The sequence below is a fragment of the Chryseobacterium sp. NFX27 genome (assembly GCF_049887855.1).
Lineage (GTDB): Bacteria > Bacteroidota > Bacteroidia > Flavobacteriales > Weeksellaceae > Chryseobacterium.
Map to the genome: position 1 here is coordinate 15400 of NZ_JAGEKK010000029.1, position 12909 is coordinate 28308.

Genomic DNA, 12909 nt, shown 5'->3' on the forward strand with positions numbered 1-12909 from the left:
AGAGATAAATGAAAGTTTATAATTTATACCAGACTATTCTTATCCGAATAATTCAGTTTAAAGAAAATAAAAGTCATTATAGAAAAGGCAAGCAGCGAGCTTCCTCCATAACTGAAATATGGGAGTGGAATACCCACGGTCGGGAAAAGGCCCATAACCATCCCTAAATTGATGGTAAAGTGCATCATGAGGATGGAAGCAAAACAATATCCAAATACCCGGTTAAAAGTGGATTTCTGCTGTTCTGCGAGATAATAGATCCGCCCGATATAGATCATATAGCATAAAACCAACACGGCGCTTCCTACAAATCCCCATTCTTCACCTACTGTACAGAAAATATAATCGGTTTCCTGCTCGGGAACAAATTTTCCCTGTGTTACTGATCCTTCACGGTATCCTTTTCCTAAAAGCCCACCGGATCCTATAGCTGTTTTTGAATATAATAAGTTATATCCGGAAGTATCCCTGAATGCTTTTTCACCTTTGTAAAGAACTTCAATTCTTTCTCTCTGGTGTTTTGGGAGCTTTTCCAGGACATAGGGTGACCCGAAAGCCAGCCCGCACAGCAAAAGGACTGAGCCTGCAATTCCCGAAATAGAAATTACATCCCAGGACATTCTGTGATAGTTCATTGCGATTAAAATCCCGGCAATGACCACAACTGTTAATGCTACATAAACAGGAGGTATTGCAAGTGAGACCAAAAAGACTCCGGCAAAAACAAATCCTACCCCAAATAAAAGACCACTCAAACCTTCCCGGTATAAGGCAATAAAGAAGGCAATAAATACAAGCATAGAGCCTACATCCGGAATCGCAAGAACAACCGCTGCCGGAATCCCGATAATGGCCAAAACAGTCCAGAGTGATTTTTTAACTTTCAAGTTAAAATCCGGCCCGGAAACATAATTTGCAAGCATAAGAGCGGTTCCTATTTTCGCAAATTCCACCGGCTGCATGGTAAAGCTACCGAACTTATACCAGTTTTTCTGACCAAGAATCTCTTTCCCAAACGGGAAAAGCCCAATCAGAAGTAAAACACCTCCAATATAGATAATGGCAGACATATTTTCGAAGAACTTGCTCCTTCCTACAAATATAATAAGCCCTACAAATAGGGATATACAGAAGAAAACCAATTGTTTTTCCCCTAGTTTCTGGTCAACACTGTAAATATTTGCAATCGCAAAAATGCAAAGCAGGAAATACAGCCCGAGTCCTAGTTTATCTATTCCTTCTGCCCACTTCATCGCTTCACGTTTTTAGTGTTGTTCTTTGTTTCTTCTTGTATTTTTTTCTGCAGCTTTATTTTCTGCTCTTTAATAAAGTTCAGACTGTCCTGTTTTCTTTTCAGCTTAACAGAATCTGCTGCAGGGTCCTTATATAATCCTTTACGTTTCAGGTCGGCAATCCACTGTCTTTTATATTCAGGCATGAAGCTGGCACTGGTCATCTTCTTGTAAAGGTGTTCCCTCTTAAGATCTCCGGTTATGTATTTTTCAGCGATCACGGTACAGGCAGGTCCCGCCCATGTTGCTCCAAATCCGGCATGCTCCATTACTGCTGCCACTACAATTCTAGGTTTGTCTGCAGGAGCTATCAATACAAAAATAGAGTTATCTTTTCCCTGAGGAACTTGTGCGGTACCTGTTTTTGCAAGCTGTGTAAAGTCATTGGACTTTAAGCTTCTTGCGGTACCTCTCAACACTACAGCCTCCATTCCTTTCAGTACAGGCTCAAAATGCTTAGGATCTACAAGGGTTTTATGTTTTGTTTTAAATCTTGGATCAGGATTTGGCTTACCATCAATAGATTTAACGATATGAGGCGTGTAAAACCAACCTTTATTGGCAATGGCAGCAACATAGTTCGCCAATTGAAGAGGAGTCACCAAAACGTCACCCTGTCCCATTCCATTAAAAATAGAACCGTTCATAGTATAATCAGTGCTCCAGTTTTTCTTTCCGCTTCTTTTTTCGTAAAATTTACCGGAAGGGATTCTACCCGGAGAACCTACGGCAATATCATTGTTCAGGTATTCTCCTACCCCAAAGCTACTCATGATTTTTTTCCATTCATCAACCCCTTTGGAAGGATCGCCCGGATATTTATTCATGATCGCAATAAAAGCATGGGAGAAATAACAGTTACTGGAAACCTGGATAGAAGGAATAAGAGGATCTGCTCCACCGTGCCCTTTAATTCTTAAACCTCTATAATAAAAACCGCCTCCACAAGGGAAAATAGTATTCTCGTCCATTACCCCCATCTGCATTCCTGCCAGGGCCGTCAGCAGCTTAAAAGTGGAACCCGGAGGATAGGCTGCCTGAACAGATCTGTCAAATGTAGGCTTGTTTTCGTATAAGGTATCTTTTGATAATGCGTACAGGTTTTTTGACTTGTAAGGTCCTGTAAATAAATTCGGATCAATATCGGGGCCTGTTGCCAGGGTCAGAATTTCACCGTTATTGGGATCTATTGCCACAATTGCTCCGTGTTTACCAACCAGCATTTCTTCAGCCATTCTTTGCAGGTCGTAGTCAATAGTTAAGGTAATATCTTTTCCGGTAACCACATCTTTGTCTAACGCTCCGTTTTTGTATGAACCAATATTCCGAAGTTTAATATCTTTCTGGATATACTTCATCCCTTTTATACCGCGGAGATCTTTCTCATAAGATTTCTCAACTCCTGTTTTTCCGATAAAATCACCGGGAAGATAATAAGTGGAATCTTTTTTAATTTCTCTTTCGTTCACTTCACTGGTATACCCTAAAAGGTTTCCGGAAGTGGCTACCTCATACTGACGCTGGGGTCTGGAAACAATACTGAATGCCGGGTATTTGAAAATAATTTCCTGTACTCTGGCAATATCTTCTCTGCTGAGGTCCTTCAGAAAGGTCATAGGAGTCAGCTTCGAATAGTATTTCTCCTTTTTGATGGTCTCGATTCTTTTAATAAAATCTGCTTTACTGATCTGCATCAGGTTACAGAATCCAACGGTATCAAAATCAGGTTTCATTAAGGCCTGCGTAAAAGAAATTTCATAGGCAGGCTGGTTACCTACAAGGATTTTTCCGTTTCTGTCAAAAACAACACCTCTCTGTGGGATAACGTATTCAGTTTTAATAGATGTGTTCGCTGCATTCAAGGCATAGCGGTCTGTAAACAGCTGCAAATAAGAAAGCCTCGCCACAAAAATAATGGCGATTACTACGAGTGCAGAAAAGATTTTTAAATAACGTGTGTTCAAACTTTTTGTTTGATTTTAAATATTAATGCGTAAACCACTATAAATATAAAGGAAATTATACTTGTGATCACCACATTAAGTAATATTTCAAAAAAACGGCTCAATTTAAAAAACTCTATATACTGCACTAAAAGCTGATGCAGGAAGATACTCGAAAACAGAAACAACAAAAACTGCGCCCATTGAAGGGACTGAAAAGAGAAAAAATCTGTGGAAGTATCTGTGGAAGTTCTGAAGATCAGGGTTCTGAAATAAGCGATCAGCGTTGTTGCAAAAGCATTGATTCCCCACGAGTAGAGAAACGCGTCTACAGAAAGTCCGATTAAAAAGCTTAAAGCTAAAAACTGATATTTATTTCTGAAAAAAGGATAAAACATGACGAACACCGGATAAAGAACCGGTGTGTACTTTCCGAAAATCGTGATCCTGTTGAGTACAAAAATCTGTAATGCAACCAGGAAGATCATGATCAATATATCGGTAAATAGAGTCCTGCTAATCATTTTCTTTTTTTATTACGGCCTGCAATGTATCCTGAATTTTCTGTACCTCAGCTTTTTTAAGGTTTTTCACAACAAATACTTTACTTAAAGCACCCATTTTTTCACTCAGTTCTACGGAGATATCCCAGAAACCTGTTTTATTGTCTACGGAATATCCTGCAATAGTACCAATCATTACCCCTTTAGGAAAAATAGCCGATTTGCCGTCTGTAACAACAGTATCGCCCACTTTTAAAGCAACATATTTAGGAATGTCTGCAAGATGCATCACTCTTGAATTATCACCATTCCAGGTTAAGGTTCCGAAATATCCTGAATTTTTCAACGAAGCGTTGATTCTGATCCTGTTAACGCTTAAAACAGACTGGACCAAAGCATAGCTGTCTGTAGAATTGATTACAATTCCGGCAATCCCCTTAGGAGCCATGACGCCCATCTGAGGAAAAACACCGTCTCTGCGGCCACGGTTAATTGTAAAGTAATTATTTCTTCTGTTGATACTGTTAAAGACAATTTCGCCATCTACAAAAGTATAGATCTGGCCACCGCCCAATGTATCATGTACTTTTCTGAATACAGGATTTTTTGCTCCTTCTTTACCGTAAAGCTGGGTCATCAGAGCTTTGTTCTGAGCAACAAGACCTTCATTGATCTGTTTCAGCTTCAGATATGAAACCCCTTCATCAATATACCCCGAAATCCATGAATTCAGCGCAGCCGACTGGCCAGCTACCCATGATTTCTGCATGGCATTTTTAGAGAATATCAGAACCAGAGCAACAATCTGCAGGAATATAAAGAAGACAAAAAGGGCGTTCTTCGAAAATAGTCTCAGCAAAAATCCCATTCAGATATATAGTCGTAAAAGGTTAAAATTATTTAATTAAGAAATTGAATTTATCCATATTCTTAAGGGCAATACCTGTTCCGCGAACTACAGCTCTCAACGGATCTTCTGCAACAAATACAGGAAGACCGGTCTTTTTGTGTAATCTGTCCGCAAGGCCTCTCAATAAAGCACCTCCACCAGCAAGATAGATACCTGTCTTATAAATATCGGCAGCCAGTTCCGGCGGAGTAAGAGAAAGTGTTTCCATTACGGCATCTTCAATTCTGATGATAGATTTATCCAATGCACGTGCAATTTCCTTATATCCTACCATGATCTCTTTTGGCTTCCCTGTAATAAGGTCTCTACCCTGTACCGGGATATCTTCAATGTCAACATCAAGATCTTCCACTGCAGAACCTACTTCAATTTTAATTCTTTCAGCCGTTCTTTCCCCAATATAAAGGTTATGGTGAGTTCTAAGATAGTAGGCAATATCATTTGTAAATACGTCCCCTGCAATTTTCACAGATTTGTCACACACAATACCTCCTAAAGCTACCACGGCAATTTCCGTAGTACCACCACCTATATCAATGATCATATTTCCTTCAGGCTTCTGTACATCAATTCCAACTCCTATTGCCGCAGCCATTGGTTCGTAGATCAGCCTTACTTCTTTAGCGTTCACTTTCTGAGCAGAATCTCTTACCGCTCTTTTTTCAACTTCAGTAATACCGGACGGAATACAGATAACGATTCTTAGTGCCGGCTGAATAAATCTGCCTTTAATTCCGGGAATCTTTTTGATAAATTCCTTAATCATGTGTTCAGAAGCGTGGAAATCTGCAATAACCCCATCTTTCAGCGGGCGGATTGTCTTGATATCCTCATGAGTTTTACCCTGCATATGCTTAGCCTGCTCACCGACGGCAATCGGCCTACCCGTAGAACGTTCAATTGCAACAATTGACGGCTGATCTATAACAATTTTATTATTATGGATGATAAGGGTATTGGCAGTACCAAGGTCTATCGCAATTTCTTGCGTAAACATATCAAATAAACTCATATTTTTCTTCTGATTTTAAGTTTACAAAGATATGAATTTAACACTACTAAAGAAATTTAACCTGAATATAATTTGGTTAAAATTTGGTTAAAATTTTATTAAAACTCACAATTGTTTACTAACTTTTGCTTTAATCATTTAAGGAGTCTGATTTAAACTAAAATTGACAGACGGAAGACGGAAGCCCGAAGATGAGAACATTTCAATCAAAACAATCAATACAAATTCTTAAACAAACAGCAAAACACTGATTACGAAACACTTATAAGACTTGCAAAAGTATTGCCTAAACTTAATTTTTTTCCTGTTCCACCTTCTGCCGATATTCCCTGCCACCATAGTTTTTCACGATAATTATCATATATATTATCAGAGGCTGGTTAATTAAAAAATCCGTAAATTTGCGACTGCTTATGTTACAGTATTCCAATATCCATCAGACATCAAATTTTGCTGTACTTTCCATTAGCTATGAAAAGGCTGATGTGGAAACGCGGGGGAAGTTTGCGTTTTTTGATGATAACATCAAGAATTTTGTCACCAGAGTCCACAATATGGATTTAGGAGATGCGTTTGTGGTCTCCACATGTAACAGGACCGAGATCTATACCACTTCCCCGAATTACCTTCTGGTAGCAGAGGAATACTGCAAAACAATCGGAGTACATCTTACGGATTTCCTTCAGTTTGCCAATATTCTTACCAAAGAAGAGGCTCTTATTCATCTCTTTAGGGTGGCAGCCGGACTGGAAAGTCAGATTATCGGAGATTTTGAGATCATCGGACAGATCAAAAAAGCGTACAGCCGCTTTAAAAAAGAAAGACAGAATTCCAATCCATATCTGGAAAGAGCGATCAATGCAGCGATTCAGATTTCGAAAAGAATTAAAAATGAGACCGGAATTTCCAACGGAGCCGCCTCTGTATCTTATGCTGCCGTTCATTATATTCTAAACAGCCAGAAGAAAATTACAGAAAAGAACATTCTTCTTTTGGGTGTGGGTGAGATCGGTCAGAATACAGTTGAAAACCTGGTGAAGCATGTCTACCAGCCCAAAATTAAAATTGCCAACAGAACTCAGGAGAAAGCCGAAAAGATTTCCCAGAAATACAGCATTCCTCATGTTGATTATTCTGATTTTGACAGTGAATTAAAAAATACTGACATTCTTATTGTTGCCACAGGAGCCAAACATCCTATCATCAACAAATCTCATTTTCCGAACGGAAAAGAAACCCTGGTGATCGACCTTTCTATTCCTCACAACGTTGAAAAAGACGTTACTGAGAATGAAAATGTAACCCTGATTGATGTAGATGAGCTTTCAAAACAGATCCAGGAAACGATTCAGCAGCGGGAAAAAGAGATCCCAAAAGCTGAAAAAATCATCAAAGAACTGATGAAAGAGTTTCTGGAATGGGAAAAAAAGAGAAAGCTGGCCCCCAATATTCACCATTTCAAAGCAGTTCTGAAGAATATGGAACGCAATGAAATGCATAATTTTTATAAAAAAAATAAATACATAAACATCACGGACATGGAGCTTTCTGACAAAATGATCCAGAAAATCACCAACCGTTTTGCAAAATTTATCATCGACAATCCTTTAAAAGCCGAAGAAATTAGTAAATTAATGCACGAAATATTAGTTGAACAACCAAACAACGAATTCAATGAAAAGCATTAGAATCGGAACAAGAAATTCCGCACTTGCACTTTGGCAGGCAAGAGAGGTTGCCAGGAACCTTCAGAACCGTAATTATTTAACGGAAATTGTTCCTATTGTATCTTCCGGCGACAAGAACTTAAATCAACCGCTTTATTCTTTAGGAATCACCGGGGTTTTTACCAGAGACCTTGATGTTGCCCTATTGAATGACGAAATTGACATTGCCGTACACTCTTTGAAGGATGTCCCTACGCAACTGCCTCAGAATATTGAGATTGTCGCTTATCTGGAAAGAGATTTTCCTCAGGACATATTAATAAGAAAGGAATCTGCGCGAAATAAAGAATTCCATGAGCTTAAGCTAGCCACAAGCAGTCTAAGAAGAAGAGCATTCTGGCTGAAAAACTATCCTCATGCTCAATTTTCTGATATCCGCGGGAATATTCAGACCCGCCTTCAGAAACTGGAAGAAGGAGATTTTGATGCAACCATTCTGTCCCTGGCAGGAATCAAGAGAATGAAAATGGACATTGATTATGAAATGCTTCCGTTAATGATCCCGGCTGCCTCGCAGGGAGTTATTGCTGTTGCCGGACATTCTGAGAAAACAGAAATCAATGAAATCCTGAGCCAGATTAATCATAAGAAAACCCAGATCTGTGTAGAGATTGAAAGAAATTTCCTGAGCACACTGGAAGGCGGATGCACAGCACCAATCGGAGCTTTTGCTGAGATGATCGAGAATCAGATCCGTTTCAAGGCTGCCCTTTGCTCACTGGATGGCAAAAACTGTATTGCTACCGATGAGAACTTTGAATATAATGACACTGAAAATTTTGGAGAAAAGTTCGCCAAAATCGTTCTTGAAAACGGTGGAAAAGAGCTGATGACTGAAATTAAGAATTCGTATTAAGAATTTTTTAGCAGATCGAACGTTATATTCGTAAGTGCAGAACAATGAAAAAATCCTTTTTTTTATTCATATTTCTATTTTGTGTTTTTTTTACAAATGCACAGAATAAATTGGGGCTTCAACTTTCCAGCTCTGCTTTGACGTTAATAGACAGCTCCATTAAATACGATCCTGCCTATTTTGTGCTGAAATATCCCAACGGTGATGTCCCGGCTGATAAAGGAGTATGCACAGATGTTATTATCAGGGCCTACAGAAAACTCGGTATTGATCTGCAAAAAGAAGTACATGAGGATATGGTAAAGAACTTTTCAAAGTATCCGAAAACCTGGGGATTAAAAAAGCCTGACACAAATATTGATCACAGAAGGGTTCCCAATCTTGCCGTCTTTTTTTCCAGATTCGGAAAAGTAAAGTCTACTGAAACCAATCCCGCACTGTATGTTCCGGGTGATATTGTTACCTGGATCCTACCCGGGAATCTGACACACATTGGAATCGTTGTCAATAAAAAATCTTCAGATGGAAAGAGATTCCTGATTGTGCATAATATAGGAGGCGGGCAGGTTCTGGAAGACTGTCTCTTTAAATATACCGTCACAGGGCATTATCAATACCCAAAAGCTGCTTTATGAAAAATCTTATCTATGCTTTATTTGTATTGGTAACATGTTATACAAAAGCACAAACCAACGAGCTTAAGATCGTCGGTAAGCCTATCGATTATTCGCAGGAGAGAGTCCGTCTAAGTTTGGAGTACCTTAAAGATCATCATAGTATTGTACAAAACTCACCAACGATTTCACCTAAAATAATTGTATTGCATTATACTGCAGGCGGAACTGTTGAAACGAATTATAAATATTTCAATAAGACCCATCTGGAATCCGCCAGAAATGTTTTAAAGAAACAAAGTACTTTAAATGTCTCTTCGCAGTTTATTGTAGACCGGGATGGTACCATTTACCAGCTTATGGAGCCTGACAGGTTTGCCAGACACACTATAGGCCTTAATTACTGTGCAATCGGCATTGAAAATATAGGAAGCATGAAGCAGCCGCTTACAGAAAAACAGGTTTTAGCCAATGCTCAGCTGGTTAGATATTTAACTAAGAAATATGCTATAGAATATCTTATAGGCCATTCAGAATATGGCGCTTTCAGAACTTCTAAGCTTTGGAAAGAGACGGATCCGAATTATTTTACCGTTAAAGACGATCCGGGGAAAGATTTTATGACAAAAGTGAGACTGCTAGTGACTGATTTACATTTAAAAAACAAGCCTTAATGAAAATTCTGTTTACCAAAACCATAGATGCCACGTTATTATCCAAAGAATTAGGATCGGATATGTCGGCTGAATGTATTGAGGTAATCAGGACAGAACCTATAAAAACAGCCGCATTTGATTTAAAAAATTATTCCCTGATCTTCACCAGCGTTAATGGAGTGATTTCATTTTTCAACAATCAGTTTAAGCCTAACGAAGATTTTACCGCAAAAAACTACAATAAAATATATTGTGTAGGCGAAAAAACGAAGCGTGAGCTGAGAAAACACGGTTTCGGAACATTCAAAGTTCTGAAAAATGCCGAAACCCTTTCGAGGTTTATCATCGGAAACTGCCAGCACGAACAATTCCTTCATTTCTGTGGCAATCTTGCCATAGATGTCCTGGACAAGGATCTTCCTTTGCAGAATATCAGCTACAAAAAGATAACAGTTTATAAAACCGAAGAGCTCTATCCATCCGTACCTGAAAAATATCATGCTGCAGTTTTTTTTAGTCCAAGCGGAGTTCGTAGTTTTGCAAAACTCAACTCTTTAGAAGGAATGAAAATTTTTTCCATTGGGGAAACTACCTCAGGTGAGCTCAGAAAGCACACTACAGAAGAAATTTTCACATCAGAAGAAAATAATCTGGCTTCCATTTTTGAATTGATAAAAAAGGAACTTTAAACAGCCGAACGCCTGGCTGGTAAAAATAATGAGTGCCGGCAACGGCCGTATTAGTTTAAATAAATTATGATTAAAAACGACTTATATTTAAAAGCACTCCGCGGAGAAACTGTAGAAAGGCCGCCGGTATGGATGATGAGACAGGCCGGAAGATATCTGCCGGAATTCATTGCTCTCCGGGATAAATATGACTTCTTTACAAGATGTCAGACCCCTGAACTGGCTGCTGAAATCACGATACAGCCGATCAAAAGGTTTCCGCTGGATGCTGCGATCCTGTTTTCTGATATTTTGGTAGTTCCACAGGCAATGGGAATTGATTTTAAAATGAAGGAATCGGTTGGCCCGTGGCTGGATAATCCTATCAGAACAGCGGAGCAGGTTCAGAATATTGAAGTTCCTGATGTAAATGATACACTGGGTTACGTTTTTGATGCGATTGAACTGACTCTTCAGAAGTTGGACAATGAAATTCCATTGATCGGTTTTGCAGGTTCTCCATGGACAATCCTGTGCTACTGTGTGGAAGGAAAAGGAAGCAAGGCATTTGATATTGCAAAATCATTCTGTTTCCAGCAGCCTGAAGCGGCTCATTTACTGCTTCAGAAGATCACAGATACTACGATTGCCTATTTGAAAAGAAAAGTTGAAAAAGGCGTTTCTGCGGTTCAGGTTTTTGATTCATGGGGAGGTATGCTTTCTCCTACAGATTATCAGGAATTCTCATGGCAGTATATCAATCAGATCGTTGAAGCCTTAAGCCCTCTTACCCATGTCGTGGTATTTGGAAAAGGATGCTGGTTTGCCCTTGAGGATATGACGATGTCTAAAGCGTCTGCTTTGGGTGTTGACTGGACGATTACTCCGGAATTTGCACGAACACTAACGAACCATACGATGACGCTTCAGGGGAATTTTGATCCTGCAAGATTACATTCTACCCCGGAAACTATCAAAAAAATGGTAACTGAGATGATCAACCGTTTTGGGAAAGATAGGTATATTGCGAATCTCGGCCACGGAATTTTACCGAATATCCCTGTAGAGAATGCAGAGGCTTTCATCAGAGCTGTTGTGGACTGGAAACCGAATATCTAAGATTCATTCATAACAAAAAGCCCTTTCAAACAACTGAAAGGGCCTTTTTTATATTTTTAACTGAGCATTTTCTGAGCTTTTTTCACTCCTTCTATCAGTTTGTCAATTTCTTCAAAAGTATTGTAAACCGCAAAACTGGCTCTTACCGTTCCGGCTATATTGAAGAAGCTCATAATAGGCTGTGTACAGTGATGCCCTGTTCTTACCGCAATCCCCATTTTATCGAGGATCATTCCTACATCGGAAGATATTCCCACCCCTTCCAGATTAAAGGAAACTACCCCTGTTCTTTTGGCTTTTTCTCCATAAATCTTAATGTTCTCCAGTTCCAGAAGTTTTCTCTGAGCATATTCCAGTAAGGCATTTTCGTGATTCTGAATATTCTGTCTGCCTGTTTTCTCAATAAAATCAACAGCAGCACCCAGCGCAATATTCCCTCCTACATTCGGGGTACCCGCTTCATATTTAAAAGGAAGTCCGGCGTAGGTAGTCCCATCGAACGAACATGTTGCAATCATTTCTCCTCCTCCGTGAAACGGCGGAAGCTCTTCAAGAATCTCCTGTTTCCCATAAAGGATCCCGGTTCCCATGGGTGCGTACATTTTATGGCCAGAAAAGACAAAAAAATCACAATCCATCTTTTGTACATCGATCTCAAAGTGAGGAGCAGACTGCGCCCCGTCGATCACAATATACGCATCTGAATTCTTCCTTGTTTTAGCAATGATTTCTTCAATCGGATTTACAATTCCCAAAGCATTGGAAACCTGGTTTACAGAAACCACTTTTGTCTTTTCGCTTAGAAATTCATCCAGATAGTTCAGCTGAAGAATACCGTTTTCATCAATCGGGATTACTCTGAGCTTTGCTCCGGTCCTTTCACAAAGCAGCTGCCATGGAACAATATTGGAATGGTGTTCCAGATAAGAAATGATAATCTCATCATCTTTTTTAAGCTTCTGTGTCAGAATATAGGAGATGAGGTTCAGTCCTTCTGTTGTTCCTTTTGTAAAAATAACTTCAAAATCATGCTTAGCATTAATAAATTTCTGAATCTTCCTTCTTGAAAGTTCCATTTCTTCGGTAGCTAACTGACTTAATGTATGAATTCCTCTGTGAACATTGGCATTAAGCTCTGTATAATAATCATTCCAGACTTTTAAAACAGAATCCGGTTTCTGGGATGTTGCTGCATTATCTAAGTAAACCAGAGGCTTACCATTCACTTCGCGGTTTAATATAGTAAACTGACTTCTTATTTCCTGAATGTCAAACATTTATTAAAATTTTAAATTAGATTGCTCTTATTTAGAACACTTCAAATTTACGGCTTTTTTTCTGAAAGGAGGCATGGGGTTGAGGACTGATACTTGTCAGGTGATAGAAAGATTCGATGAGCAGAATATCCGACAGATAAACACCTTCCCCTTATCACAAAATAAAAACCTGCCAATACATTGACAGGTTTTTTATTATTTGGTTGTGTCTAGTCCTGAAATATCGATACACAAAAAAAGAATCGTTATGGAAGAACATTTAGAAACCGCGTACATCAAACGTACACAGAGAGATTACAATTTAAGTTTAAAGCTTCAAATTGTAAGAGAAA

General features: G+C 39.1%; 12 protein-coding genes. 6 read left to right on the plus strand and 6 right to left on the minus strand.

The genetic code is table 11. The annotated features are described in order from the left end of the window. Window positions 1-23: 23 nt before the first annotated feature. The 5 genes from rodA to J4Q03_RS20635 are packed head-to-tail and all read right to left on the minus strand — an operon-like array spanning window position 24 to window position 5660. On the minus strand, window positions 24-1253 hold the full coding sequence (gene rodA / locus J4Q03_RS20615; RefSeq protein ID WP_426049996.1) for a rod shape-determining protein RodA: 1230 nt from the start codon (window positions 1251-1253) through the stop codon (window positions 24-26). After that, window positions 1250-3256, minus strand: a complete 2007-nt coding sequence (locus J4Q03_RS20620; protein WP_426049997.1) for a penicillin-binding transpeptidase domain-containing protein — start codon at window positions 3254-3256, stop codon at window positions 1250-1252. The genes rodA and J4Q03_RS20620 overlap by 4 nt, the downstream gene beginning before the upstream one ends. Then, window positions 3253-3759, minus strand: a complete 507-nt coding sequence (locus J4Q03_RS20625; protein WP_426049998.1) for a rod shape-determining protein MreD — start codon at window positions 3757-3759, stop codon at window positions 3253-3255. The genes J4Q03_RS20620 and J4Q03_RS20625 overlap by 4 nt, the downstream gene beginning before the upstream one ends. Then, complete coding sequence (gene mreC, locus J4Q03_RS20630) at window positions 3752-4606, minus strand: rod shape-determining protein MreC (RefSeq protein ID WP_426049999.1); 855 nt, start codon at window positions 4604-4606, stop codon at window positions 3752-3754. Before mreC ends, J4Q03_RS20625 begins: the two co-directional genes overlap by 8 nt. A gap of 28 nt (window positions 4607-4634) precedes the next feature. After that, complete coding sequence (locus tag J4Q03_RS20635; RefSeq protein ID WP_034700899.1) at window positions 4635-5660, minus strand: rod shape-determining protein; 1026 nt, start codon at window positions 5658-5660, stop codon at window positions 4635-4637. Between the two features lie 413 nt (window positions 5661-6073). Between J4Q03_RS20635 and hemA the strand changes: the two genes are divergently transcribed. From hemA to hemE, 6 genes are all read left to right on the plus strand, one after another. After that, the gene (hemA, locus tag J4Q03_RS20640) at window positions 6074-7348 is read left to right on the plus strand and encodes a glutamyl-tRNA reductase (RefSeq protein ID WP_426050000.1); all 1275 of its coding nucleotides are present in this window, start codon (window positions 6074-6076) and stop codon (window positions 7346-7348) included. Continuing rightward, window positions 7335-8243 (plus strand): hydroxymethylbilane synthase, encoded by a 909-nt coding sequence (gene hemC / locus J4Q03_RS20645; protein WP_426050001.1) that lies wholly within the window; start codon window positions 7335-7337, stop codon window positions 8241-8243. The genes hemA and hemC overlap by 14 nt, the downstream gene beginning before the upstream one ends. Window positions 8244-8287: 44 nt before the next feature. Beyond that, the gene (locus J4Q03_RS20650) at window positions 8288-8878 is read left to right on the plus strand and encodes a DUF1287 domain-containing protein (protein WP_426050002.1); all 591 of its coding nucleotides are present in this window, start codon (window positions 8288-8290) and stop codon (window positions 8876-8878) included. After that, window positions 8875-9531, plus strand: coding sequence for a peptidoglycan recognition protein family protein (locus tag J4Q03_RS20655; protein WP_426050003.1), 657 nt, complete (start codon window positions 8875-8877; stop codon window positions 9529-9531). The genes J4Q03_RS20650 and J4Q03_RS20655 overlap by 4 nt, the downstream gene beginning before the upstream one ends. Next, a complete protein-coding gene (locus tag J4Q03_RS20660) occupies window positions 9531-10202 on the plus strand; it encodes a uroporphyrinogen-III synthase (RefSeq protein ID WP_426050004.1) in 672 nt (223 codons plus the stop codon). Before J4Q03_RS20655 ends, J4Q03_RS20660 begins: the two co-directional genes overlap by 1 nt. Window positions 10203-10268: 66 nt before the next feature. Continuing rightward, on the plus strand, window positions 10269-11300 hold the full coding sequence (gene hemE / locus J4Q03_RS20665; RefSeq protein WP_116010301.1) for a uroporphyrinogen decarboxylase: 1032 nt from the start codon (window positions 10269-10271) through the stop codon (window positions 11298-11300). A 56-nt stretch (window positions 11301-11356) separates the two neighbouring features. Here hemE and J4Q03_RS20670 read toward each other — a convergent pair whose 3' ends face one another. Further along, on the minus strand, window positions 11357-12577 hold the full coding sequence (locus tag J4Q03_RS20670) for a cysteine desulfurase (RefSeq protein ID WP_426050005.1): 1221 nt from the start codon (window positions 12575-12577) through the stop codon (window positions 11357-11359). Between the last annotated feature and the right edge of the window lie 332 nt (window positions 12578-12909).